At 70.2% G+C, this 25,753-nt stretch carries 22 protein-coding genes; 16 read left to right on the forward strand and 6 right to left on the reverse strand.

Annotated elements, in window-relative coordinates:
• The 4 genes from ABZ281_RS03795 to ABZ281_RS03810 form a co-directional block, all read left to right on the forward strand.
• Positions 1-991 (forward strand): Gfo/Idh/MocA family oxidoreductase (locus ABZ281_RS03795; protein WP_356651757.1); only part of this gene is annotated, 991 nt, incomplete at its 5' end.
• A gap of 13 nt (positions 992-1,004) precedes the next feature.
• On the forward strand, positions 1,005-2,003 hold the full coding sequence (locus ABZ281_RS03800) for a sugar phosphate isomerase/epimerase family protein (RefSeq protein ID WP_356651759.1): 999 nt from the start codon (positions 1,005-1,007) through the stop codon (positions 2,001-2,003).
• A 262-nt stretch (positions 2,004-2,265) separates the two neighbouring features.
• On the forward strand, positions 2,266-6,348 hold the full coding sequence (locus ABZ281_RS03805; RefSeq protein WP_356651761.1) for a ThuA domain-containing protein: 4,083 nt from the start codon (positions 2,266-2,268) through the stop codon (positions 6,346-6,348).
• 121 nt (positions 6,349-6,469) lie between these two features.
• Positions 6,470-6,682, forward strand: a complete 213-nt coding sequence (locus ABZ281_RS03810) for a hypothetical protein (protein WP_356651763.1) — start codon at positions 6,470-6,472, stop codon at positions 6,680-6,682.
• 49 nt (positions 6,683-6,731) lie between these two features.
• On the opposite strand, the gene ABZ281_RS03815 is transcribed toward ABZ281_RS03810, so the two are convergent.
• Complete coding sequence (locus ABZ281_RS03815; protein WP_356651765.1) at positions 6,732-7,469, reverse strand: methyltransferase domain-containing protein; 738 nt, start codon at positions 7,467-7,469, stop codon at positions 6,732-6,734.
• A gap of 83 nt (positions 7,470-7,552) precedes the next feature.
• A complete protein-coding gene (locus ABZ281_RS03820) occupies positions 7,553-8,152 on the reverse strand; it encodes a DUF3043 domain-containing protein (protein WP_356651767.1) in 600 nt (199 codons plus the stop codon).
• Positions 8,153-8,468: 316 nt separating this feature from the next.
• Between ABZ281_RS03820 and ABZ281_RS03825 the strand changes: the two genes are divergently transcribed.
• The 7 genes from ABZ281_RS03825 to ABZ281_RS03855 all read left to right on the forward strand — a co-directional run bounded on the left by ABZ281_RS03825 (position 8,469) and on the right by ABZ281_RS03855 (position 15,648).
• On the forward strand, positions 8,469-9,254 hold the full coding sequence (locus ABZ281_RS03825; RefSeq protein ID WP_267958791.1) for a PspA/IM30 family protein: 786 nt from the start codon (positions 8,469-8,471) through the stop codon (positions 9,252-9,254).
• 23 nt (positions 9,255-9,277) lie between these two features.
• The gene (locus ABZ281_RS03830) at positions 9,278-9,556 is read left to right on the forward strand and encodes a hypothetical protein (protein WP_097216183.1); all 279 of its coding nucleotides are present in this window, start codon (positions 9,278-9,280) and stop codon (positions 9,554-9,556) included.
• A 71-nt stretch (positions 9,557-9,627) separates the two neighbouring features.
• A complete protein-coding gene (locus ABZ281_RS03835) occupies positions 9,628-10,848 on the forward strand; it encodes a histidine kinase (RefSeq protein WP_356651770.1) in 1,221 nt (406 codons plus the stop codon).
• Positions 10,845-11,528 (forward strand): response regulator transcription factor, encoded by a 684-nt coding sequence (locus ABZ281_RS03840; RefSeq protein ID WP_356651772.1) that lies wholly within the window; start codon positions 10,845-10,847, stop codon positions 11,526-11,528. Before ABZ281_RS03835 ends, ABZ281_RS03840 begins: the two co-directional genes overlap by 4 nt.
• Before the next feature lie 160 nt (positions 11,529-11,688).
• Positions 11,689-14,808, forward strand: coding sequence for an efflux RND transporter permease subunit (locus ABZ281_RS03845; protein ID WP_356651774.1), 3,120 nt, complete (start codon positions 11,689-11,691; stop codon positions 14,806-14,808).
• Between the two features lie 118 nt (positions 14,809-14,926).
• Positions 14,927-15,100, forward strand: a complete 174-nt coding sequence (locus ABZ281_RS03850) for a hypothetical protein (RefSeq protein WP_356651776.1) — start codon at positions 14,927-14,929, stop codon at positions 15,098-15,100.
• Positions 15,061-15,648: a PQQ-binding-like beta-propeller repeat protein gene (locus ABZ281_RS03855; protein WP_356651778.1), complete on the forward strand. Its 588-nt coding sequence runs from the start codon at positions 15,061-15,063 to the stop codon at positions 15,646-15,648. The genes ABZ281_RS03850 and ABZ281_RS03855 overlap by 40 nt, the downstream gene beginning before the upstream one ends.
• 18 nt (positions 15,649-15,666) lie before the next feature.
• Here the strand turns inward: ABZ281_RS03855 and nadA are convergent, their stop codons facing one another.
• Positions 15,667-16,851, reverse strand: coding sequence for a quinolinate synthase NadA (gene nadA / locus ABZ281_RS03860; protein ID WP_356651780.1), 1,185 nt, complete (start codon positions 16,849-16,851; stop codon positions 15,667-15,669).
• 280 nt (positions 16,852-17,131) lie between these two features.
• On the opposite strand from nadA, the gene erpA reads away from it, so the two are divergent.
• A complete protein-coding gene (gene erpA, locus ABZ281_RS03865; protein WP_030837535.1) occupies positions 17,132-17,488 on the forward strand; it encodes an iron-sulfur cluster insertion protein ErpA in 357 nt (118 codons plus the stop codon).
• An 89-nt stretch (positions 17,489-17,577) separates the two neighbouring features.
• On the opposite strand, the gene ABZ281_RS03870 is transcribed toward erpA, so the two are convergent.
• Together ABZ281_RS03870 and ABZ281_RS03875 are read right to left on the reverse strand one after the other, a co-directional pair.
• The gene (locus ABZ281_RS03870; protein ID WP_356651782.1) at positions 17,578-19,428 is read right to left on the reverse strand and encodes a hypothetical protein; all 1,851 of its coding nucleotides are present in this window, start codon (positions 19,426-19,428) and stop codon (positions 17,578-17,580) included.
• A 146-nt stretch (positions 19,429-19,574) separates the two neighbouring features.
• On the reverse strand, positions 19,575-19,781 hold the full coding sequence (locus ABZ281_RS03875) for a hypothetical protein (RefSeq protein ID WP_030837540.1): 207 nt from the start codon (positions 19,779-19,781) through the stop codon (positions 19,575-19,577).
• A 132-nt stretch (positions 19,782-19,913) separates the two neighbouring features.
• Between ABZ281_RS03875 and ABZ281_RS03880 the strand changes: the two genes are divergently transcribed.
• On the forward strand, positions 19,914-20,888 hold the full coding sequence (locus ABZ281_RS03880) for a carbohydrate kinase family protein (RefSeq protein ID WP_356651785.1): 975 nt from the start codon (positions 19,914-19,916) through the stop codon (positions 20,886-20,888).
• 57 nt (positions 20,889-20,945) lie between these two features.
• Here ABZ281_RS03880 and ABZ281_RS03885 read toward each other — a convergent pair whose 3' ends face one another.
• The gene (locus ABZ281_RS03885) at positions 20,946-22,325 is read right to left on the reverse strand and encodes an aminotransferase class V-fold PLP-dependent enzyme (RefSeq protein ID WP_356651787.1); all 1,380 of its coding nucleotides are present in this window, start codon (positions 22,323-22,325) and stop codon (positions 20,946-20,948) included.
• 288 nt (positions 22,326-22,613) lie between these two features.
• Between ABZ281_RS03885 and coxB the strand changes: the two genes are divergently transcribed.
• Genes coxB through ABZ281_RS03900 form a run of 3 tightly spaced genes read left to right on the forward strand, consistent with a single transcriptional unit; the run spans position 22,614 to position 25,746 of the window.
• The gene (coxB, locus tag ABZ281_RS03890) at positions 22,614-23,579 is read left to right on the forward strand and encodes a cytochrome c oxidase subunit II (RefSeq protein WP_356651789.1); all 966 of its coding nucleotides are present in this window, start codon (positions 22,614-22,616) and stop codon (positions 23,577-23,579) included.
• Complete coding sequence (gene ctaD, locus ABZ281_RS03895; protein WP_356651791.1) at positions 23,576-25,312, forward strand: cytochrome c oxidase subunit I; 1,737 nt, start codon at positions 23,576-23,578, stop codon at positions 25,310-25,312. Before coxB ends, ctaD begins: the two co-directional genes overlap by 4 nt.
• Entirely contained in the window at positions 25,309-25,746 is a 438-nt protein-coding gene (locus ABZ281_RS03900; protein ID WP_356651793.1) for a cytochrome c oxidase subunit 4, read from the forward strand. The genes ctaD and ABZ281_RS03900 overlap by 4 nt, the downstream gene beginning before the upstream one ends.
• Positions 25,747-25,753: the final 7 nt, after the last annotated feature.

The following is a 25,753-nucleotide window of genomic DNA, read 5'->3' on the forward strand; positions in this document are numbered from 1 at the left end:
GACAGAGCGGCAGATGGAGCTTCTGTTCGGGGAAGGCCGGCACCCGGACGCCGACCGTATGGAGCGCAAGCTCCTGGACGACGGCGAGGACCCGGCCCTGGCCGCGGGCAAGCACGTCCTGTGCGAGAAGCCCCTCGCCAACACCGTCGAGGAAGCCGCCTCGATGACCCTGGCCGCCGAAGAGGCGCACGCCCGCGGTCAGGTGGCGATGGTCGGCTTCAACTACCGCCGGGTTCCCGCCACCGCCCAGGCCCGCCGCATGGTCGCCGAGGGGCGCCTGGGCAGGCTGCGGCACGTGCGCGTGACGTACCTCCAGGACTGGCTGGTCGACCCCGCCTTCCCGCTGACCTGGCGGCTGCGCAGGGAGCAGGCCGGCTCGGGCTCGCTCGGCGACCTGGGGGCGCACATCGTCGACCTCGCGCAGTACCTGGTGGGGGAGCCGCTGGCGGGTGTCTCCGCGCTGACGGAGACCTTCGTACGGGAACGGCCCCTGCCCACCGGCGCCACCAGCGGCCTGTCCGCCGTCACGTCCGCCGGCACCGGGCACGTCACCGTCGACGACGCGGCGCTGTTCACCGCCCGTTTCCCCTCCGGCGCCCTCGCCTCCTTCGAGGCCACCCGCTACGCCACCGGCCGCAAGAACGCCCTGCGCATCGAACTCAACGGAGAGCGCGGCTCGCTCGCCTTCGACCTGGAGCGCCTGAACGAGCTGTCCTTCCACGACGCCACCGAGCCGGGGGCGGAGGCCGGTTTCCGCCGGATCCTCGTCACCGAACCCGACCACCCCTACCTGGAGGCCTGGTGGCCGCCGGGCCACGGCCTCGGCTACGAGCACACCTTCGTCCACCAGGCCCGCGACCTCGTCCACGCCGTCGCCGAGGGCCGCCGTCCCGAACCCTCCTTCGCCGACGGGCTGCAGGTGCAGCGCGTGCTCGCGGCGGTCGAGGAGAGCGCCGAGAAGAACTCCGTCTACACGCCGATCGCGGTCTGAGGAGGCCACGAGGATGCCACGCACCTTCACCCTGTTCACCGGCCAGTGGGCGGACCTGCCCCTGGAGGAGGTCTGCCGCCTGGCCCGCGACTTCGGCTATGACGGCCTCGAACTCGCCTGCTGGGGAGACCACTTCGAGGTCGACAAGGCGCTGGCCGATCCCTCCTATGTCGAGTCGAGGCATCAGCTCCTCGACAAGTACGGCCTCAAGTGCTGGGCGGTCTCCAACCACCTGGTCGGCCAGGCCGTCTGCGACGCCATCATCGACGAGCGGCACCAGGCGATCGTCCCGGAAGCGGTCTGGGGCGACGGAGACCCGGAAGGAGTCCGGCAGCGGTCCGCGGAACGCATGAAGGACACCGCACGGGCCGCGGCCGCCTTCGGCGTGAACACCGTCATCGGGTTCACGGGCTCCGCCATCTGGCACCTGGTCGCCATGTTCCCGCCCGCCCCCGAGGCGATGATCGAGCGGGGTTACCAGGACTTCGCCGACCGCTGGAACCCGATCCTGGACGTCTTCGACGCCGAGGGCGTGCGGTTCGCGCACGAGGTCCACCCCAGCGAGATCGCCTACGACTACTGGACGACGGCCCGCGCGCTGGAAGCGGTCGGCCGGCGCCCCGCCTTCGGCCTCAACTTCGACCCCAGCCACTTCGTGTGGCAGGACCTCGACCCGGTCGGCTTCCTCTGGGACTTCCGTGACCGGATCTACCACGTCGACTGCAAGGAGGCCCGCAAGCGTCTCGACGGACGCAACGGCCGGCTCGGCTCCCACCTGCCCTGGGGCGACCCGCGGCGCGGCTGGGACTTCGTCTCCGCCGGGCACGGCGACGTCCCCTGGGAGGACGTCTTCCGGATGCTGCGCTCCATCGACTACCAAGGCCCCGTCTCGGTCGAGTGGGAGGACGCCGGCATGGACCGCCTCCAGGGGGCTCCCGAGGCCCTGACACGGCTGAAGGCCTTCGACTTCGAGCCGCCCAGCGCGTCCTTCGACGCCGCGTTCAACAGCTGAACCACGCTCCCGGCGCAGGTCGGGGACGGGGGCCGGCAGCACCGCCGGTCCTCCCTCCGACCTGCACGGATACCGCTTTGTCCCGTGCTGGGAGAAAGTCCGGCCGAGTCTGTCACGAGGGGTGTTCGCCCCGCGCGGACACGGCTACCGTCCTTGATGTGTTCAGGACACACGCACCTCCGGGGTGACGGCGCACCCCGGCGCCCGCACCGCACGCTTCGCACCCACCCCGTACGGCCCACCCCGTTCCCGGAGGGACTTCGTGCACAGAAGCAGACCCAGAAGCACCGCCACCCGCAGGCGTCCCGGGCTTCGCACCACCGTCGCCCTGTTCACCGGACTGCTCCTCGCCGTCGGCACCCCGGCCACCGTCGCCGGCGCCCACCCCGGCCACCCGGAGCACGACGAACCGGCCGCCGCCGAGGGGCAGTTCCAGCAGGTGCCGCTCGCCAAGGGCGAACCCGAGACGGGCGAGCCGATGTCGCTCGCCGTGCTCCCCGACCGCAGCGTCCTGCACACCTCGCGCGACGGCACGCTGCGCCTCACCGACCAGGGCGGCGTCACCAAGGTCGCCGGCAAGCTCGACGTCTACAGCCACGACGAGGAGGGCCTCCAGGGCGTCGGCATCGACCCGGACTTCAAGAACAACCGGGCGATCTACCTCTACTACGCCCCGCCGCTCGGCACCCCCGCGGGCGACGCCCCGGAGACCGGCACGGCCGAGGACTTCAAGAAGTTCGACGGCGTCAACCGCCTCTCCCGCTTCACCCTGAACGCCAACGGCACGCTCAACAAGGCCAGCGAGAAGAAGGTCATCGACGTCGGGGCCTCCCGCGGCACCTGCTGCCACGTCGGCGGCGACATCGACTTCGACGCGGACGGCAACCTCTACCTGTCGACCGGCGACGACACCAACCCCTTCGCCTCCGACGGCTACACACCGATCGACGACCGGCCGAACCGCAACCCGGCTTTCGACGCCCGCCGCAGCGCCGGCAACACCAACGACCTGCGCGGCAAGATCCTGCGCATCAAGGTCGCCGAGGACGGCTCCTACACCGTCCCGGAGGGCAACCTCTTCGCCCCGGGCACCGAGAGGACCCGCCCCGAGATCTACGCGATGGGCTTCCGTAACCCGTTCCGGATGAGCGTCGACGACAAGACCGGCACCGTCTACGTCGGCGACTACGGCCCCGACGCCGGCGCCGCCGACCCGGGGCGCGGCCCGGGCGGACAGGTCGAGTTCGCCAAGGTGACCAAGGCCGCCAACTTCGGCTGGCCCTTCTGCACCGGAGACAACGACGCTTACGTCGATTACGACTTCGCCACCAAGGAGTCCGGCGGGGCGTTCGACTGCAACGCCCCGAAGAACACCTCGCCGTACAACACGGGCCTGACCGACCTGCCGCCCGCGCAGGCCGCCTGGATCCCGTACGACGGCGGCTCCGTACCCGAGTTCGGCAGCGGCTCCGAGTCCCCGATGGGCGGCCCGGTCTACCGCTACGACCCCGAGCTCGACTCCGGCGTGAAGTTCCCGGAGGCCTACGACGGCGACTTCTTCGCCGGCGAGTTCGGCCGCCGGTGGATCAAGCGCATCGAGCAGACCTCCGACGGACCCGACGGGTCCGTCGCGAAGATCAACGACTTCCCGTGGACCGGCACCCAGATCATGGACATGGAGTTCGGCCCCGACGGCGCGCTCTACGTCCTCGACTACGGCCTCTCCTGGTTCCAGGGCGACAAGGACTCCGCGCTGTACCGGATCGAGAACGCCGAGGACGGCTTCTCCCCGATCGCCGAGGTGAGCGCCGACAAGACGTCCGGCGCGGCCGGCCTGAGGGTCACGTTCACCGCCTCCGCCAAGGACGCCGACTCTCCCGAGCTCACCTACAGCTGGGACTTCGGCGACGGCACCAAGGGCGAGGGCCTCAACCCCACCCACCGGTACAAGAAGGTCGGCACCTACAGCGCCACCTTCACCGCCAAGGACCCCGAGGGCAACACCGGCAACGCCAGCGTCCGGATCGTCGTCGGCAACACCGAGCCCAAGGTGCGGATCGACGTCCCGGGCAACGGCACCCTGGCCGAGTTCGGCAAGCCCGTTCCGTTCAAGGTGACCGTCACAGACCCCGAGGAGACGGTCGACTGCTCCAAGGTCAAGGTCTCCTACAGCCTCGGCCACGACTCCCACGCCCACGAACTGACCAGCGAGATGGGCTGCGAGGGCACCCTGACACCGCCCCCGGGGGACGGCGGCCACGACCCCAACGCCAACATCTACGGCGTCGTCGGCGCGGGCTACACCGACGGCGGGGCCAACGGCCAGGAGGCCCTGACCGGCACCGCCCGCACCGTGCTCCAGCCGGTGCACCGCCAGGGCGAGCACTTCACCACCCAGTCGGGCGTGTCGGTCATCGACAAGACCGGCGCCAACGGGGGCAAGACCGTCGGCGACATCAACGACGGCGACTGGATCTCCTTCGCCCCCTACCGGTTCGACGGGCAGAAGAAGATGACCGTGCGGGCCTCCTCCGGCGGCGCGGGCGGCTTCATCGAACTGCGCACCGGCTCGCCCGACGGACCCCTGCACGGCTCGGCCTACATCCCGCCGACCGGCGGCTGGGAGACCTTCCAGAACGTCGACGTCCCGCTGCGGTCGCTGCCGAAGAAGACCACGGACATCTACCTGGTCTTCAAGGGCGGCGAGGGCGCGCTGTACGACGTGGACGACTTCGAGTTCTCCAAGGAGCCGTTCAAGGGCGGCAAGAAGGTCCTGGTCTTCTCCAAGACCGCCGGCTTCCGGCACGACTCCATCCCGGCGGGCATCACCGCCCTGACGGAGCTCGGCGGCCCGGCCGGCATCACGGTCGACGCGACCGGGGAGGCCAAGCAGTTCACCACGGCCAACCTCGCCAAGTACGACGCCGTGGCCTTCCTGTCCACCACGGGGGACGTCCTCGACGCCGAGCAGCAGAAGGCGTTCGAGAACTACGTTGCGGGCGGCGGCGGATACATGGGCATCCACGCGGCCGCCGACACCGAGTACGACTGGTCGTTCTACGGCGGCCTCGTCGGCGCCTACTTCGACTCGCACCCGGCCATCCAGAAGGCCACCGTCCGCGTCGAGGACCACGACCACCCGTCCACCGCGCACCTGGACGACGCCTGGGAGCGCACCGACGAGTGGTACAACTACCGCACCAACCCCCGTGAGCAGGCCAAGGTTCTCGCCACTCTCGACGAGACGACCTACCAGGGCGGCACCATGAAGGGCGACCACCCGATCGCCTGGTGCCAGAGCTACGGCGGCGGCCGGTCCTTCTACACCGGCGGCGGCCACACCAAGGAGTCCTACGCCGAGGAAGCCTTCCGCGCCCATCTGCTCGGCGGGCTCCAGTACGCCACCGGCCAGGTGAAGGCGGACTGCAAGCCGAGCAAGGGCTACCGGAAGATCTTCAACGGCCAGACCCTGGACGGCTGGAAGCAGGCCGGACCCGGCACGTTCGTCGTCAAGGACGGCGTGATGGAGTCCGAGGGCGGCATGGGTCTGCTCTGGTACCAGGCCAAGGAGCTGAACGCGTACTCGCTCAAGCTCGACTGGAAGATGCGGGGCGACGACAACTCCGGGATCTTCGTGGGCTTCCCCGCCTCCGACGACCCCTGGTCCGCGGTGAACAAGGGCTACGAGATCCAGATCGACGCCACGGACGCGGCCGACCGCACCACGGGCTCCGTCTACTCGTTCAAGTCGGCCAACATCAAGGCCCGTGACCAGGTTCTGCGGCCGCCCGGCCAGTGGAACTCCTACGAGATCAAGGTCCAGGGCGAACGCCTTCGGGTGTTCCTCAACGGAGTCGAGATCAACGACTTCACCAACAAGGACCCCCGGCGGAGCCTGACCGACGGCTACATCGGCCTCCAGAACCATCTCCCGCCCGTCCGGCACCCGTCCGGGCTGCGGCAGTCCCGCGGGCACCTCGACCGCCGGCCCGTCGTGCGGATGCGACAGCAGCACCTGCCGTACGCCGGTCAGGGAACGGCCCGCCCGCGCCGCCGCGAACGCCGCGCCCGGCGTCAGGTCGAGCAGCAGCGCCCCGTCCAGCAGCAGCGCGGTGGCCGCCCGCGCGTCCGGTCCGAGAGCGGCCGCACAGGCCGCACAGGGACAGTCGGGGCGGGGAAGACCCGCGGGGGCGCCGGTGCCGAGCAGAGTGAGTTCCACGCCCCGATTCTCACCCTTGGCAATGACTCACGCGTGATGGAGACGCCCCCTGGAGGAGCGCGGGCCGTATCGACATGCGGCTCCGCCGCGCGGGCGCGAGCAACCCCACGACCCGCGCCGGAGTGATGACCCGCACTCCCGCAAGGCCTATCACGCCCAACCCAGCGGAGCGCTTACGCTCTGGGGAGGAGCCGGACCAAGATCCGGCTTTCGCTGTGCAGTGTGCTCACACACATGGGAGGCGTACATGGCGGCATGGACGTGGCGGTTCGAGAAGACCGACGGGACGGAGGTCCAGCCCGCGGTGCCGCCGGAGGAGTTCCCCACGCAGGGGGACGCCGAGTCCTGGATCGGGGAGCACTGGAAGGCGCTGCAGGAGGGCGGTGCCGATCAGGTGCGGCTGTTCGAGGACGTCACGGAGATCTACGGGCCGATGAGCCTGCACGCGGCCGACGCGTGAGCCCGGTGGGCGGGGGCCGACGGCCCTCGCCCACCCCCTCTTCCGCGGGTCAGCCGCGCACGCCGCACAGGTGCAGCAGCGCGGCCACCCCGCGGTACGGATCGGTCCGCCCGGCCTTCTCCTCCACCGCGAGCAGCGTCTCCACGTCGCCCGGGGCCTCGGCGTCGTCCGCCGCGGTGTCGGTGAACACCCGCACCCCGTACCAGGCGTGCAGCGGCGCCCCGATCCCCGCGAGCGTCGACGTCAGGTCCTTCAGCCGGTCGGCCCGCACGCCGAGCCCCAGCCGGGTGGGGGTCCCCCCGTTCGAGTCTGTTCGAGAATGGGGGAGGTAGGAGACCGTGTCGAAGGCCGCCAGCGCCCCGGACCAGTCACCGGACAGGCCCGGCCGGATCGCGAGCGCGTCCCCGTTGCGCACGAGCAGGGACAGCAGCCCGCCCGGCGCGAGCATCCGGGCGAGGCCCGCCAGCAGCGGGTCGGGCTCCTCGACGTACATCAGGACGCCGTGGCACAGCACCACGTCGAAACTGCCCGGCAGGAAGTGCACGCCGGTGTCCCGGCCGTCGCCCTCGATGATCCGCATCCGCTCCCGGATGCCCTGCGGCTCCCCGGCGAGGGACTCCCGGGCCACGGCGACCATCGTCGCGTCCTGCTCCAGCCCGGTCACCTGGTGTCCGGCCCGGGCCAGCCGCAGCGCCTGGGTGCCCTGGCCCATCCCCACGTCCAGCACCCGCAGGCGCCGGCCGACCGGGAACCGGCCGACTATCTGCTCGTCCAGCTGGCGGGTCACCAGCTCCTGACGGACGACATCGCGCAGCCCGCCCAGCTTGTCCAGCCAGGCATCCGCCGCACCCCCGGAGAACGGCGTCGTGGTCAGGGCCGCTCTCCGCGCTTGACCTGCGGCTTCGGAAGCCGGAGCCGGCGCATCTGGAGGGAGCGCATCAGGGCGTAGGCGACGGCGCCGCGCTTGTTCTCACCCGCGAAGCGCTCGTTCAGCTGCTTCTTCAGACGGAAGGACGTGAGGAACGAGTCGAGCACGATCAGCACGATCACCACGAGCCACAGCAGCAGCGCGACGTTCTGCAGCGCGGCCACCCGCACCATGCTCAGCACGAGGATGACCACGGCCATCGGCAGGAAGAACTCCGCGATGTTGAACCGGGAGTCGACGAAGTCGCGTGCGAACCGGCGGACCGGTCCCTTGTCACGCGCGGGCAGATAGCGCTCGTCGCCGCTCGCCAGCGCCTGGCGCTGCCGCTCCATCGCGGTACGGCGCTCCTCGCGCTGTCGCTTGGAGGCCTCCTTGCGCGTCATCGACGTGTTGGCCACGCTGCGGCGCGAGGACTGGGCCTGGCTGCGCTTGGGCGTGGGGCGGCCCTTGGGGGCCTCGGGGTGACGGGGCTGACTGGAGTCGGTCACCGGCGCCTTGTCGGCGTCCTGGGCCTTCTCATCCTTCGCACGGCTACGGAACACAAAACCCAAGGGTAAGGGCTTCCGGGCATGGACCCCAGCCCCGTGGGGAACGATCCGGCAACACCAGTCGTCAGTAAGGGGACAGAGGGGACGTTGTGTACGCCTCCGGATGTTTCCGGGGTGCACGGCTCCGGTGACCCCGGGGACCACCTACTCCCTACGCCGGAGCGGGAGCGTACGCAGTCGTCCTTGGGGATGAGCGCATCCGTCCCCGAACAGTGCGGTAATGGATGCAGGGCCCGTACTGTGGGTTCTGTCGCAGGAGCAGCTGCCGGAGTCGGTCAGAAGGGGGCGCGCGAAGCCCATGAGCGGTGTCATGAAGCGTATGGGGATGATCTTCCGCGCGAAGGCGAACAAGGCCCTTGACCGGGCCGAGGACCCGCGCGAGACCCTCGATTACTCGTACCAGAAGCAGCTCGAGCTGCTCCAGAAGGTCCGCCGCGGCGTCGCCGACGTGGCGACCAGCCGCAAGCGCCTGGAGCTCCAGCTGAACCAGCTGCAGTCGCAGTCCGGCAAGCTCGAGGACCAGGGCCGCAAGGCGCTCGCGCTGGGCCGTGAGGACCTGGCCCGGGAAGCGCTGTCCCGCCGCGCCGCCCTCCAGCAGCAGGTGACCGACCTGGAGACTCAGCACGCCACGCTCCAGGGCGAGGAGGAGAAGCTCACCCTCGCGGCCCAGCGGCTCCAGGCCAAGGTCGACGCCTTCCGCACGAAGAAGGAGACGATCAAGGCGACGTACACGGCGGCGCAGGCGCAGACCCGGATCGGCGAGGCCTTCTCCGGCATCTCCGAGGAGATGGGCGACGTCGGCCTGGCGATCCAGCGCGCAGAGGACAAGACCGCCCAGCTCCAGGCCCGCGCCGGCGCGATCGACGAGCTCCTTGCCTCCGGTGCCCTGGACGACCAGTCCGGCATGCACAAGGACGACATCCAGGCCGAGCTGGACCGGCTCTCCGGTGGTACGGATGTAGAGCTGGAACTGCAGCGTATGAAGGCCGAACTGGCGGGCGGCTCGGGCAGCGGGCAGCAGGCCATCGAGGGCGGCTCGAACGGGCAGCAGTCCCAGCAGCAGCCGCAGGACACTCCGCGCTTCGACAAGCAGTAGGGGTCCACGCCTAGGAGGGCGACATGATCGTACGGATCATGGGGGAGGGCCAGGTGAGCCTGGCCGACGGCCACCTCGCCGAGCTGAACAAGCTGGACGACGAACTCCTGGCGGAAATGGAGAACGGCGACGGCCCCGGCTTCCGCCGCACCCTCCAGGCCCTCCTGACCAGGGTCCGCGACCTGGGCGACCCTCTCCCGGACGACTCCCTGGAACCGTCGGAACTGATCCTGCCGTCTCCCGACGCGACACTGGAGGAAGTCCGGGAGCTCCTCAGCGACGACGGCTTGATTCCGGGCTGAGTCCGGGCGCCCATGGGCGGGCCGACAGGGGGCTGGGAGCACAGCCCCCGGCCCGGCTACCGTAAACAGCCGTGAGCACCCTCGCGCGGGCCAGATGTCAGGCCAAGGCGCACCCCCTGGCCATGGACGCCGTCCTCGCCGCCGCCGTCCTGGTCTGCATGGTCGCCGGGTCGTTCGTGGAACCCCGGCACCGCGACAGCGTCAGCTGGGTCCTGCGGACCCCCGACCCCCTCAGCCTCCTCCTCATGGCCCTCGGCGCCGCGGCCCTGGTCTTCCGCCGCCGCGCCCCCATGGCGGTCCTCGCCCTCACGGGCACGCTGTCCGTCGTCGAGTCCCTCACCGGCGACCCCCGCGCCCCCGTCGCAATGTCCGCGGTGATCGCCCTCTACACCGTCGCCTCCACCACCGACCGTCCCACCACCTGGCGTGTCGGCCTGCTCACGATGACCGTGCTGACCGGCACCGCCATGGCCGCCGGACCTCTGCCCTGGTACGCCCAGGAGAATCTGGGCATCTTCGCCTGGACCGGTATCGGCGCCACCGCCGGTGACGCCGTCCGCAGCCGCCGCGCCTTCGTCCAGGCCATCCGGGAACGCGCGGAACGGGCCGAGCGCACCCGCGAAGAGGAGGCACGCCGCCGGGTCGCGGAGGAACGCCTGCGCATCGCCCGGGACCTGCACGACGTGGTCGCCCACCACATCGCCCTGGTCAACGTGCAGGCCGGGGTCGCCGCCCACGTCATGGACAAGCGGCCCGACCAGGCCAAGGAGGCCCTCGCGCACGTCCGCGAGGCCAGCCGCTCCGCGCTCAACGAGCTCCGCGCCACCGTCGGCCTGCTCCGGCAGTCCGGCGACCCGGAGGCCCCCACCGAACCCGCCCCGGGCCTGGACCGCCTCGACGAACTCACCGGCACCTTCCGCAGCGCCGGCCTGCACGTCGAGGTCGCCCGGGCCGACCAAGGCACCACCCTCCCCGCCGCCGTCGACCTGGCCGCCTACCGGATCATCCAGGAGGCCCTGACCAACGTGCAGAAGCACGCCGGGCCCCAGGCCAAGGCCGAGGTCAGCGTGGTACGCGTCGGACCGAACATCGAGATCACCGTGCTCGACGACGGCAGCGGCGAGAACGAGACCCAGCACAGCGGTGGCGGCCACGGACTGCTCGGCATGCGCGAGCGCGTCAGCGCCCTGCGCGGCACCCTCACCACCGGTCCCCGCTACGGCGGCGGCTTCCGCGTCCATGCGATCCTGCCGCTCAAGAACCGCACACCGACCGGGGAGGACCCCGTATGACCATCCGTGTCCTGCTCGCCGACGACCAGGCGCTGCTGCGCAGCGCCTTTCGCGTGCTCGTCGACTCCGAGCCCGACATGGAGGTGGTCGGCGAGGCCTCCGACGGCGCGGAAGCGGTCCGGCTGTCGAAGGAGCAGCGCGCCGACGTCGTGCTCATGGACATCCGCATGCCGGGCACCGACGGTCTCGCCGCGACCCGCATGATCAGCGCCGACCCCGACCTCGCCGACGTCCGCGTGGTCATCCTGACGACGTTCGAGGTCGACGACTACGTCGTGCAGTCGCTGCGCGCAGGCGCCTCCGGCTTCCTCGGCAAGGGCTCCGAGCCCGAGGAACTGCTGAACGCCATCCGTATCGCGGCCGGTGGTCAGGCCCTGCTCTCCCCGGCGGCCACCACGGGCCTGATCGCCCGGTTCCTCGCCACGGACGACCCGGCCGACGGCGACCGCGACCCGGCCCGCGGCGAACGGCTCGACTCGCTCACCGTCCGGGAGCGCGAGGTGCTGGTCCAGGTCGCCGGCGGACACTCCAACGACGAGATCGCCGAGCGCCTCGAAGTGAGTCCGCTGACGGTGAAGACGCACGTCAACCGGGCCATGGCCAAGCTGGGCGCCCGGGACCGCGCCCAGCTCGTCGTCACCGCGTACGAATCCGGTCTGGTCCGTCCGAGGGTGGAGTGAGCTCGACCCGGGTGTACTGCGGCCGGAGTATGCGCCGCACAAGGATGTGGACCTGGGGCCTACGAAACCCGGTTCCCGCATGGCTCAGGGTGTAGGGGCGGGCGCTCATCTGCGCGTCCGCTGCCGCTTCTGCCGCTAAACAGAAGAGAGACCTTCACCCATGTCCTGGCTGTCCAGGTTCAGCCTCGCGCAACGGGCCTTGATCGGGCTGATGTCGATCATCGCGCTCGTCTTCGGGGCGATCGCGATACCCCAGCTCAAGCAGCAGCTGCTGCCCACCATCGAACTGCCCATGGTGTCCGTGCTGGCGCCGTACCAGGGCGCGTCCCCGGACGTGGTCGAGAAGCAGGTCGTCGAACCCATCGAGGACACCCTCGAAGCCGTCGACGGCATCAGCGGCGTCACCTCCACCGCCGGCGAGGGAAACGCCGTGATCATGGCGTCCTTCGACTACGGCAACGACACCAAGCAGCTTGTCGCCGATGTCCAGCAGGCCGTCAACCGGGCCCGCGTCCAGCTCCCGGACGACGTCGACCCGCAGGTCGTCGCCGGTTCCACGGACGACATCCCCACCGTCGTCCTCGCCGTCACCTCCGGCCGGGACCAGCAGGCCCTGGCCGACCAGCTCGACAAGACGGTCGTGCCGGAGCTGAAGAGCATCGACGGCGTCGGCCGGGTCACCGTCGACGGCGTCCGGGACGTCCAGGTCACCGTGACGCCCGACGACGCGAAGCTCGCCAAGGCGGGTCTGACGTCGCTGTCCCTCTCCCAGGCGCTCGAGGCGGGCGGCGCCACCGTCCCGGCCGGCTCCTTCGACGAGGGCGGCGCCAACCGCACGGTCCAGGTCGGCGGCGGACTCACCTCGCTCAAGCAGATCCAGGACCTGATGGTCACGGGCGAGCCCGGCAAGGGCAAGCCGGTGCGCCTCGGCGACGTGGCCACGGTGAAGCAGCAGGAGGCCCCGGCCGACTCCATCACCCGTACCGACGGCAAGCCCAGCCTCGCCGTCGCCGTCACCATGGACCGCGACGGCAGCGCGGTCGCCATCTCCGACGCCGTCCAGGACAAGCTCCCGGACCTGCGCAAGGACCTCGGCTCGGGCGCCACCCTCACGGTCGTCAGCGACCAGGGCCCGGCGGTCTCGAAGTCCATCAAGGGCCTGACCACCGAGGGCGCGCTCGGTCTGCTCTTCGCCGTCCTGGTGATCCTGGTCTTCCTGGCCTCGATCCGCTCGACCCTCGTGACCGCGGTGTCCATCCCGCTGTCCGTGGTCCTCGCCCTGATCGTGCTGTGGACGCGCGACCTGTCGCTGAACGTCCTCACACTGGGCGCCCTGACCATCGCAATCGGCCGGGTCGTCGACGACTCGATCGTGGTCCTGGAGAACATCAAGCGCCACCTCGGCTACGGCGAGGAGCGCCAGTCGGCGATCCTCCAGGCCGTCCGTGAGGTCGCGGGCGCGGTGACGTCGTCGACGCTCACCACGGTCGCGGTGTTCCTGCCGATCGGCCTGGTCGGCGGCATGGTGGGCGAGCTGTTCGGTTCGTTCAGCCTGACCGTGACGGCCGCGCTGCTGGCGTCCCTCCTCGTCTCCCTGACGGTCGTGCCGGTCCTGTCCTACTGGTTCCTGCGCCCGCCCAAGGGCACCCCCGAGGACGCGGCCGAGGCCCGCCGGCTCGCCGAGGAGAAGGAGGCCAAGAGCCGCCTCCAGCGCATCTACGTCCCGGTCCTGCGGTTCGCGACCCGGCGCCGTCTCACCAGTGTGGCCCTCGCGATCGTCGTGCTGGTCGGCACCTTCGGCATGGCGCCGCTGCTGAAGACGAACTTCTTCGACCAGGGCGAGGTCGAGGTCCTCACCGTCAAGCAGGAGCTGAAGCCCGGCACCAGCCTGGCGGCGACCGAAGCCCAGGCGGAGAAGGTCGAGCGGCTGCTCGGCGACACCGAGGGCGTGAAGGACTACCAGGTCACCATCGGCTCGTCCGGCTTCATGGCCGCCTTCGGAGGCGGCACGGACACCAACCAGGCCTCGTACCAGGTGATGCTGGAGGACTCGGCGTCGGCCGAGGACGTCCAGGACGGTATCGAGAAGGGCCTGGCGGGGCTGAAGGGCATCGGCACCACCACCATCACCGCCGGCGACGGATTCGGCGCCCAGGACCTCAGTGTCGTGGTGAAGGCCGCCGACGCCGACGTGCTGCGCACGGCGTCCGAGGAGGTCCGCAAGACGGTCGCCTCGCTCGACGACGTCACGGACGTCACCAGCGACCTGTCGCAGAGCGTGCCGCGCATCTCGGTGAAGGCCAACGACAAGGCGGCCGCGGCCGGCTTCAACGACCAGACCCTCGGCGGCGCCGTAGCCCAGGCGGTTCGCGGCACCACCGCGGCCAAGGCGGTCCTGGACGACACCGAGCGCGACGTCGTCATCCGCTCGGCGAAGCCCGCCAAGACCCTGAAGCAGCTTCAGGACCTGCGTCTGGGCGGCACGGTGAAGCTCGGCGACGTCGCCACCGTCAAGGTGGTCGACGGACCGGTCTCCATGACCCGCATCGACGGCCGGCGCGCGGCCACCATCACCGCGAAGCCGACCGGCGACAACACCGGCGCGGTCAGCACCCGGCTCCAGTCGAAGATCAGCGCGCTGAAGCTCCCGGACGGCGCCACGGCGTCGATCGGCGGTGTCTCCGAGGACCAGGACGAGGCGTTCGTCAACCTGGGCCTGGCGATGCTGGCGGCCATCGCGATCGTCTTCATGCTGCTGGTCGGCACCTTCCGGTCGCTGCTCCAGCCGCTGATCCTGCTGGTCTCCATCCCGTTCGCCGCCACCGGCGCGATCGGCCTGCTGATCGCCACCGGCACCCCGATGGGCGTCCCGGCCATGATCGGCATGCTGATGCTGATCGGCATCGTGGTGACGAACGCGATCGTGCTGATCGACCTGATCAACCAGTACCGCAAGCAGGGCCACGGCGTCGTCGAGGCCGTGATCGAGGGCGGCCGGCACCGGCTGCGCCCGATCCTCATGACCGCCCTGGCGACGATCTTCGCCCTGCTGCCGATGGCCCTCGGCATCACCGGCGAGGGCGGCTTCATCGCCCAGCCGCTGGCCGTGGTCGTGATCGGCGGTCTGGTCACGTCGACGCTGCTCACCCTGCTGCTCGTCCCGACGCTCTACGCGATGGTCGAGCTCCGCAAGGAACGCCGGGCGAAGAAGCGCGCGGCGAAGAAGGGCCTCCCGGCCCGGCGGACGGACGCGGCGGAGCCGGAGCACGTGGGCGTGTGACGGCCAGACCCGGCTGCGGCCGGGTACCGGACCTCCACGGCCGGTGCCCGGCCGCAGCCTTGTCCCGATACGTATCCTGTGGCCTCGAACGGCTTGACGGGGGGAAGGGGATTCGGGCGTGCCGCTGCACAGCGACGACCCGAAGTCGGTCGGCGGCCACAGGCTGCTCGACCGGCTCGGGGCCGGGGGCATGGGCGTCGTCTACCGGGCCAGGGCGCGTTCGGGCCGTGAGGTGGCCATCAAGGTCTCGTCATGGAACTGCACGCGGCCGACGGCCCGGCGCGCCGGCTGAGCGTACCGAGCAAGGCCGGTCTGGTCGGCGCCTTCGACGGCCGGCTCCTGTTCCTGGATCTGACCCAGGACGAGGACGGGAACATCCTCGTGGGGCAGGACGCACCGTATGCGGGAATCCGGCTGGTGGACCCCGGCACCGGTGCGCAGAGCACGACGAAGCTGGCCGAGGAGTACGAGGGCGAGGTGACGCTGGCGGACGGCACCCTGTGGTTCGCCACCGCCAGCGGACGGGTCACCGCCGTGTCGGCCCGCACGGGCAGACCGCTCTGGCAGACCCCGACCAGCCTGGAGCAGCCGGGCGAGGCGACGTACGACCCGCGGACCCGGGCCGTGTACCTCGCCAGTGCCAGCGGCCGCGTCGGGGCGCTCGACGCGAAGAGGGGCACACTGCTGTGGGAGACGCAGCCGAGGGCCCAGAGCAACGCCACCGACTGGGGCGCCACCCCGGTGCGGCTCCTCGCAGGCGCCCTGGTCGCGACCACCCCCGGCGGCAGCGTCTTCAGCCTCGACCCCGCGCACCCCGAGCGGAAACCGCGCTCGGGGTGACGACGTACGAGACCGGGGTCACGGCAGCGCCAGCATCCGCTCCAGGGCCAGCTTCGCGAACGCCTCCGTCTCCTTGTCCACCTCGATGCGGTTGACGAGGTTGCCCTCGGCCAGCGACTCCAGGGCCCAGACCAGGTGGGGGAGGTCGATGCGGTTCATGGTCGAGCAGAAGCAGACCGTCTTGTCGAGGAAGACGATCTCCTTGCCCTCGGGCGCGAAACGGTTCGCCAGGCGGCGGACCAGGTTCAGCTCCGTGCCGATGGCCCACTTCGAACCGGCCGGCGCGGCCTCCAGGGCCTTGATGATGTACTCCGTCGAGCCGACGTAGTCCGCAGCGGCCACGACCTCGTGCCTGCACTCGGGGTGGACCAGGACGTTCACGCCCGGGATGCGCTCGCGCACGTCGTTCACCGAGTCCAGGCTGAAGCGGCCGTGCACCGAGCAGTGGCCGCGCCACAGGATCATCTTCGCCGCGCGCAGCTCGTCGGCCGTCAGGCCGCCGTTCGGCTTGTGCGGGTTGTAGAGGACGCAGTCCTCCAGGGACATGCCCATGTCCCGCACCGCCGTGTTGCGGCCCAGGTGCTGGTCCGGCAGGAAGAGCACCTTCTCGCCCTGCTCGAAGGCCCAGTCCAGGGCCCGCTTGGCGTTGGAGGAGGTGCAGATCGTGCCGCCGTGCTTGCCCGTGAACGCCTTGATGTCGGCGGAGGAGTTCATGTACGAGACGGGCACGACCTGCTCGGCTATTCCGGCCTCGGTCAGCAGGTCCCAGCACTCGGCGACCTGTTCTGCGGTCGCCATGTCGGCCATCGAGCAGCCGGCGGCGAGGTCGGGCAGCACGACCTTCTGGTCGTCGGACGTCAGGATGTCCGCCGACTCCGCCATGAAGTGCACGCCGCAGAACACGATGTACTCGGCCTCCGGGCGGGCGGCCGCGTCCCGGGCCAGCTTGAACGAGTCACCGGTCACGTCGGCGAACTGGATGACCTCGTCGCGCTGGTAGTGGTGGCCGAGTACGAAGACCTTGTCCCCGAGCTTCTCCTTCGCCTTGCGGGCGCGCTCCACCAGGTCCGGGTCGGATGGCGAGGGCAGGTCGCCGGGACACTCCACACCGCGCTCGCTCTTCGGGTCGGCCTCACGGCCGAGGAGCAGCAGGGCGAGGGGCGTCGGCTGTACGTCGAGCTCCTGGGTCTGGGCGGTGGTCACGACACGCACCCTTTCTGTTCTGCGACTTTTCGTCGATTTGACGCTATCTATCATAACCGCTTCACGTCACTTTGACGATGGCCATAGCGTCTGTGTGACGTGAATCCCGGTGAGCCCCCGTTCATTCCCGAGAAGACCCGGAAAGAGCCGTTTTCCGGTTCCGGGCGGGTGTGCGAGCATGAAGAGGAGCCGGGATCGACGCCCGGCCCGGAATGAATCCGCGGCCCCGCCGGTTGCAACCGTCGGCAAGCAGTCTCCGTACAACCCGGGAGAGATGTAGATGTCCGTATCGGACGAGACCAGCACCGTCACCGACGGCATCATCCTGACCGACGCCGCCGCGTCCAAGGTCAAGGCGCTGCTCGACCAGGAAGGCCGCGAAGACCTCGCGCTGCGCGTCGCCGTCCAGCCTGGCGGCTGCTCCGGCCTCCGCTACCAGCTCTTCTTCGACGAGCGTGCCCTCGACGGCGACGTCGAGAAGGACTTCGACGGTGTGAAGGTCGTCACCGACCGCATGAGCGCCCCGTACCTGGGTGGTGCCACGATCGACTTCGTGGACACCATCGAGAAGCAGGGCTTCACCATCGACAACCCGAACGCGACGGGCTCCTGCGCCTGCGGCGACTCCTTCAGCTGAGCCTGCCGAGCCGCCCCCGGCGGCCGCGAACACGACGAAGGCGGCGGCCCCTCCGACGGGGCCGCCGCCTTCGCGCTGCGTGGTCGCTCCTACCGCTCCTGCGCCGGGGGAGCCGGCAGCCGCGCACCCTCCTTGGCCAGCGGCACCGCCTTGCCGTCCGCGTTCACGACGGCCCGGTCACCGAGCGGCTCGTCCAGCTGCACGGTCTCCTGGAACTGCTTGGCGATCATGACGCAGACCTTGTCCGGCCACGGGGTCGACGTCACGGAGACCGTCACCTCGTCGCCCTTCTCGCTCGCCTTCACCTCGTAGTCGGCGCACACCCCGCCCGTGAAGGTCACCGTCAGCTCCGAGCCCTCGGCCCGGTAGCCGTCCACCTTCACCTCGCGCGGCCCGGGAGCCGCCGTCGGCCGGTCACTCGGCTCGGGGGAGGCCAGGTACTTCGGCTCCACCGCCGGGTACGTCACCGTGAACGGGTCCCTCGCGCCCGGCGCCGTCACCTCGAACAGCCAGGACGGCACCAGAGCCTGCCGCCCGTCCACGACGTGCGCGGCCAGCCCGAACACCGCGTTCTCGACCGTCACCGTGTCCTGCCCCGAAGCACCGCTCGACGGCTGCTCGCAGGGCTGCTCCAGCCGGTCCTTCAGCGGCACGGGGCTCGCGCAGCCGCCGATGCCCATCCGGTGGTCGCTCTTCGGCTGCCCGTTCATCAGCTCCAGCGCCTTCTCGGCGCCGACCACCGGGTACGTATCACCCTTCACCGGCGTCTTCAGCTGACCGCTGCCGCCGACGACCTCGCCGTCCGAGCCGACGTTGATGCCGGTCGTCCAGCCGTGCGTGGGCAGTCCGCCGACCGCGGGATCGGCGTTCACCACCCGCTGCGCCCCCATGACCTGGCTCGCGTCGCGCTTCGCGTCGTCCTGACCCACCGCCTTCAGCACGGGCGCCGCGGCCTTCTCGGCGGCCTCCTCGCTCACCGGTGTGCCACCGGGCTGCGGGGCGGTGCAGGTGTCGGTGCCCTTGCAGTTGTCGGTGCCCGGGGCGTAGCGGCTGAACGTCCAGGAGCCCGGGGCCTGCTTGTTCACCTGGAGACTCGGCCCGGAACCGTCCTGGCCCCCGATCTTCCAGGCCTCGCCCTGGGCCACCGGCGTCCCCTCGACCCCGAGGGCCTTCGCCAGCCGGGCCACGTCCGCCTTGGTGACCTCGCCCCGCGCCCGGTACACCGGCGCCTTGGCCGGGCCGACCGGCAGGGGGCCGCCGACCCGGTAGGTGGCGCCGTAGGGGTTGGGTTCGCCGGGCGCGATGCCGTTGCCGCCCCCCGTCGTCGACTCCGAGTAGCCGTCGAGCGCCAGCTGCGGGGGAGTGTCGTCCCCGCCGGTCGCACCGGAGGTCGCCCCGCCGCCCGACCCGCTCGACGCGCTGGAGGCGAGCCAGGCCCCGCCACCGCCGATCAGCAGCACGGCGGCGGCGACGGAGGCGATGATCGCGGGTGTACGGGGGCGGCCACCGTCGTGGCGGACCAGGTCCTCTTCATCGCGTACGTCACGTGCATCGCGTTCATCGCGGGGGAGGTCGCCGGCCGGTTGTGGGCTCGCGGTCGACGGCTCGGCGTCGGCCTGCCGGTCTTCGGACGCGCCCGTCTCGGCGGCCTTCTCAAGGGCAGCCGTCCCGGTGGTCTCCGGCGTACCCGGAGCCTCGGCTGCCGGCTCGGCGTCCCCGCCCTCGGCCGCTTTCGGCTCAGAAGCCCGTGTGTCCCCACCTGGCGTCTGGGAAGCCTCGGTGGTCTCTTCGACCTCTTCGGGCTCAGCGGCCTCCGGCGACGCCCCGGTCTCCGCCGAGGTTCCGGCGTCCGCCGTACCCGGCTCCTCGACCTCCGGGGCGTCGGCGGTGCCGCCCGCTTCCCTGGCGTCGTCGTCGTTGTCGGGTCGCTCGGTGTTCACCGCATCGCTCCTTCGGCTGCACAGCTGTCCCATGGGACCCGGCCCGTCACATACGGGCCCGCTGGTGGGTCGTATCCCGCCTCCCCTTTACGGGGGACAGCGATGGGACGCAGCGGGGGAGCACACGGTTCCCGTGAGTGCGCCGTTCAGTCCCCGTAGTCCTCCATGGCGTCGAGCAGCCGCGCCGACGCCGGGGGTACCGACACGCCGTGGATCAGAGCCGGGGAGACCGGCCGCGAAGCGATCCGGGGGACCGCCCAGTGCGGAGCCATCCGCGCCCCGTCGCCCGGCAGCGACGCCAGGTCACCCTCCAGATCGACCGGAACGGGGGCGTGGACCTTGAGGTTCGTCATAGCCGCACCGTATGCACGGTCCAGGCCACCGAGAAAGATCTACTATCGGGTAGTTTCGATGCCTTCAGAGCCGCCCCGCCCACCCGATAGCGTGAACCGTCAAGGTCCGCCTCCCTCAGGAGAGTCCACGCCGTGCGCATCGCAGTCTCCGGCTCCATCGCCACCGACCACCTCATGACCTTCCCCGGCCGCTTCGCCGACCAGTTCGTAGCGGACCAGCTGCACACGGTCTCGCTGTCGTTCCTGGTCGACAAGCTCGACGTCCGCCGCGGCGGCGTCGCCGCGAACATCGCGTTCGGCATGGGACAGCTCGGCACCCGGCCGATCCTGGTCGGAGCCGCGGGCGCGGACTTCGACGAGTACCGGGCCTGGCTGGAGCGGCACGGCGTCGACACCGACTCCGTCCGGATCTCCGACACGCTGCACACCGCCCGCTTCGTGTGCACGACCGACGCCGACCACAACCAGATCGGCTCCTTCTACACCGGCGCCATGAGCGAGGCCCGCCTCATCGAGCTGAAGACCGTCGCCGACCGCGTCGGCGGTCTCGACCTGGTCTCAATCGGCGCCGACGACCCGGAGGCCATGCTCCGCCACACCGAGGAGTGCCGCTCCCGGTCCATCCCGTTCGCCGCCGACTTCTCCCAGCAGATCGCCCGGATGGACGGCGAGGAGATCCGCATCCTGCTGGACGGGGCGACGTACCTCTTCTCCAACGAGTACGAGAAGGGCCTCATCGAGACCAAGACCGGCTGGAGCGACGCGGAGATCCTGTCCCGCGTGGGCCACCGGGTGACCACCCTCGGCGCGCGCGGCGTACGCATCGAGCGGGCCGGCGAGGACCCGATCGAGGTCGGCACGCCGGACGAGGAGCGCAAGGCCGACCCGACGGGCGTCGGCGACGCCTTCCGCGCCGGGTTCCTCTCGGGCCTGGCCTGGGGCGTCTCCCTGGAGCGCGCCGCGCAGGTCGGCTGCATGCTGGCGACCCTCGTCATCGAGACGGTGGGGACCCAGGAGTACCAGCTGCGGCGCGGGCACTTCATGGAGCGGTTCACGAAGGCGTACGGGGACGAGGCCGCGGAAGAGGTTCGGGGGCATCTGGGCTGATTCGCCGTCCGCGGAGCGTGGGGGCTGATCGCGCAGGTCCCCGCGCCCCTGAGTGACTCAGCTCGCCCGGCGGATCAGGTACGCCGTTCCTTGGTCCGCCGGCTCCTCGCCCACGTACTCCTGGTTTCTCATCTCGCACCACGCCGGGATGTCCAGGCGGGCCGCCTCGTCGTCCGACAGGACCCGGACCAGGCCGCCCACCGGCACGTCGCCGATGACCTTGGCGAGTTCGATGACCGGGATCGGGCACCTCTTGCCCAGGGAGTCCACAACGAGCACGTCGGCCTCCCGCACCACCGTCTCCGAAACCGGCGCCCCCAGCTTTTCCCGCACCGCTGTCACGGCCCGGGGAAGGACGGTCAGGAACCTCTCCACATCCTCCTCGGCCGCCCCGAGCGGCAGCGAAACCCGCACATTTCCCTCACTCAGCACGCCCATGGCCCGCAGCACATGGCTCGGCGTCAGCGTGCTGCTCGTGCAGGACGAGCCGGACGAGACCGAGAAGCCCTCCCGGTCCAGCTCGTGCAGCAGCGCCTCCCCGTCGACGTAGAGGCAGGAGAAGGTGACGACCCCGGGCAGCCTGCGCACCGGATCGCCGACGACCTCGACGTCGGACACCAGCCGCGGCACCCGCGCCCGGATCCGGCCCGTCAGCTCCCGCAGGCGTACGGCCTCCTCGGCGACCTCCGCCCGCACGGCCCGGAGTGACGCGGCCGCCGCCACGATCGCCGGGATGTTCTCGAAACCGGGCGCCCGACCCGACTCCCGCTCGTCCACCGGCCCTTGCGCCGCGAACCGCACCCCCTTGCGGACCGCGAGCAGCCCGACCCCGGAGGGCCCTCCCCACTTGTGGGCACTGGCCGTCAGCAGCGACCAGCCCCTGTCCACCGGCCCCCACCCCAGCGACTGCGCCGCGTCCACCAGCAACGGCACCCCGGCCTCCCGGCACACCTCGGCCACCGCTCCGACGGGCTGCTCGGTCCCGACCTCGTGGTTGGCGGACTGGAGACACGCCAGCGCGGTGTCCTCGCGCAGGGCATCGCCGTAGGCCGCCGGGTCCACCAACCCGGCGCGGTCCACCGCGACCTGGGTGACGCTCCCCCCGGCCGCCTCCAGGAGCTCCGCCGAATGCAGTACAGAGGAGTGTTCGACCGCGGACACGATCAGGTGACGTCCGATCCGCCTCCGCCCGGCCAGCGCCCCGGCAATCCCCGTGTGCACGGAACGGGTTCCGGACGAGGTGAAGGTCAGTTCGTCCGGCCGGCATCCCACCGCCTCGGCAGCGGCCTCACGCGCCGCGTCCAGCAGCACCCGGGCCCGCCGCCCTTCCCTGTACAGACGCGCGGGATCAGCCCACCCCTCGTCGAGGGAGGCCAGCAGAGCCTGCCGGGCGATCGGATGAAGCGGAGCAGCGGAAGCAGCATCGAAGTAACCCACACGCCAACGCTAGAACGCCCAGCACGAAGACGTCCCCAAAGGGGCGCGGGGCGGTGACATCTGCGGCTCCGCCGCGGGGCGCGAACAGCCACAAATGGCCCGCAGCCGCCAAATCAGCGAACCACCCGAGTGAGTAGGCACCCCTCCCCGAGAACCCCCGGAGGGCGTCGGCTAGGGTTTGGTCCGCATAAACATCCAAACCCCTGCCCGACGCAGGGCCGCGACCGACCAGCGAGAAGGCCAGGCCGCAGCCGATCCGCGCGGGCGAGACTCTCGGGAAGGCGCTACGTGAGTCCCAACGGCTCCGACCGCTCGCCGCGGCGCCCGATGCGGCGGAAGCTGCTGCAGGCACTGACCGCGGGCCTGGTCTTGGCGACAGCCACCGGTTGCTCGTACAACTGGGAAGACTTCCCCCGCCTTGGTATGCCCACCCCGACCACGGAAGAGGCTCCGCGGATCCTCTCCCTGTGGCAGGGGTCCTGGGCGGCTGCGCTCGCCGTCGGCGTGCTGGTGTGGGGTCTGATCCTGTGGAGTGCTTTCTTCCACCGGCGCAGCCGCACCAAGGTCGAAGTTCCTCCGCAAACCCGGTACAACATGCCCATCGAGGCGCTGTACACCGTGGTTCCGCTCGTCATCGTCTCGGTGCTGTTCTACTTCACCGCCCGTGACGAGTCCGAGCTGCTCAGCCTCAAGAAGAAGCCCGACGTCACGATCAACGTGGTCGGCTTCCAGTGGAGCTGGTGCTTCAACTACATCGAGCCGGTCGCCGGTTCCACCGGGGACGCCAAGACCTCGAAGGACCTGGACGCGATCCCGGACCGCTTCAAGAAGGACTTCCCGGCAGGCGCCGGCGGCGTCTACGACTGCGGCACCCCCGGTACGCGGAACCCGCAGACCAACAACCCGGGCCCGACGCTCTGGCTCCCCAAGGACAAGACGGTCCGCTTCGTCCTGACCTCGCGTGACGTCATCCACTCCTTCTGGGTGGTGCCGTTCCTGATGAAGCAGGACGTCATCCCGGGCCACACCAACTCCTTCCAGGTGACCCCCAACAAGGAGGGCACCTTCCTGGGCAAGTGCGCCGAGCTCTGCGGCGTCGACCACTCCCGGATGCTCTTCAATGTGAAGGTCGTCTCCCAGGAGCGTTACGAGCAGCACCTCAAGGACCTCGTGGACAAGCAGCAGAACGGTTACGTTCCTGCCGGCATCGCGCAGACGAGCCACGAGAAGAACCGGGAGACGAACAACCTGTGAGCATCCTCAACGAACCCCAGGGTGCCGCGGCAGCAGGGTCCCACTACGAGGACGAGTTGCCGGTCAGGCGCCAGAACCGCGGCAGTGTCGTGGTCAAGTGGCTGACGACGACGGACCACAAGACGATCGGCACGATGTACCTCGCCACGTCGTTCGCGTTCTTCGTCATCGGTGGCGTGATGGCGCTGCTCATGCGCGCCGAGCTGGCCCGTCCGGGTCTGCAGATCATGTCGAACGAGCAGTTCAACCAGGCGTTCACGATGCACGGCACGATCATGCTGCTGATGTTCGCGACGCCGCTGTTCGCCGGTTTCGCGAACTGGATCATGCCGCTGCAGATCGGCGCGCCCGACGTGGCGTTCCCGCGGCTGAACATGTTCGCCTACTGGCTGTACCTGTTCGGCTCGCTCATCGCGGTGGCCGGATTCCTCACTCCGCAGGGCGCGGCCGACTTCGGCTGGTTCGCCTACAGCCCGCTGTCGGACGCCGTCCGCTCGCCGGGCATCGGCGCCGACATGTGGATCATGGGTCTGGCCTTCTCCGGCTTCGGCACGATCCTCGGCTCGGTCAACTTCATCACCACGATCATCTGCATGCGCGCCCCCGGCATGACGATGTTCCGCATGCCGATCTTCGTGTGGAACGTGCTGCTGACCGGTGTCCTGGTCCTGCTCGCCTTCCCGGTCCTCGCGGCCGCGCTGTTCGCCCTGGAGGCGGACCGCAAGTTCGGCGCCCACGTCTTCGACTCCGCCAACGGCGGCGCGTTGCTGTGGCAACACCTCTTCTGGTTCTTCGGCCATCCAGAGGTGTACATCATCGCCCTGCCGTTCTTCGGCATCATCTCCGAGGTCATCCCGGTCTTCTCCCGTAAGCCGATGTTCGGTTACACGGGTCTGATCGGCGCGACCATCGCGATCGCGGGTCTGTCCGTGACGGTGTGGGCGCACCACATGTACGTCACCGGCGGCGTGCTGTTGCCGTTCTTCTCCTTCATGACGTTCCTCATCGCCGTACCGACCGGTGTGAAGTTCTTCAACTGGATCGGAACGATGTGGAAGGGCTCGTTGTCCTTCGAGACACCGATGCTCTGGGCGACCGGCTTCCTGATCACCTTCACCTTCGGTGGTCTGACCGGAGTCATCCTGGCCTCGCCGCCGATGGACTTCCACGTCTCCGACTCGTACTTCGTGGTGGCCCACTTCCACTACGTCGTCTTCGGCACCGTGGTGTTCGCGATGTTCTCCGGCTTCCACTTCTGGTGGCCCAAGTTCACCGGCAAGCTGCTGGACGAGCGACTCGGCAAGATCACCTTCTGGACGCTGTTCATCGGCTTCCACGGCACGTTCCTGGTCCAGCACTGGCTGGGCGCCGAGGGCATGCCGCGTCGTTACGCCGACTACCTGGCGGCCGACGGCTTCACCGCGCTGAACACGATCTCGACGATCAGCTCGTTCCTGCTCGGCATGTCGATCCTGCCGTTCCTCTACAACGTGTGGAAGACGGCCAAGTACGGCAAGCCGGTCGGCGTCGACGACCCGTGGGGCTACGGCCGCTCCCTGGAGTGGGCGACCTCCTGCCCGCCGCCGCGCCACAACTTCATCACCATGCCGCGGATCCGCAGTGAATCCCCGGCGTTCGACCTGCACCACCCTGAGATCGCTGCTCTCGACCAGCTCGAGAACGTGGGCCACGGCGACAAGGCCCTCGCTGGCGGCAAGGAGGCCGGCAAGTGAAGATCCAGGGCAAGATGTTCATGTGGCTGAGCGTCTTCCTGCTCGTCATGGCGGTCGTCTATGGCGTGTGGTCGAAGGAGCCGGCCGGTACCACGGCCCTCTTCCTGGCCTTCGGCCTGAGCATCATGATCGGCTTCTACCTCGGCTTCACGGCCAAGCGGGTGGACGCCGGTGCGCAGGACAACAAGGAGGCGGACGTCGCGGACGACGCCGGCGAGGTCGGGTTCTTCAGCCCGCACAGCTGGCAGCCGTTCTCGCTGGCCATCGGCGGCGCCCTCGCCTTCCTGTCGGTCGCGATCGGCTGGTGGCTGATGTACTTCTCGCTGCCGATCATCCTGATCGGCATCTGGGGCTGGGTCTTCGAGTACTACCGCGGTGAGATCCGCGCAGCAGCGGATCGGCAGCCGGCCCCCGGGCGGTGCACCACCCCCTGACTCCCGC

The organism is Streptomyces sp. NPDC006265 (assembly GCF_040613555.1).
Lineage (GTDB): Bacteria > Actinomycetota > Actinomycetes > Streptomycetales > Streptomycetaceae > Streptomyces.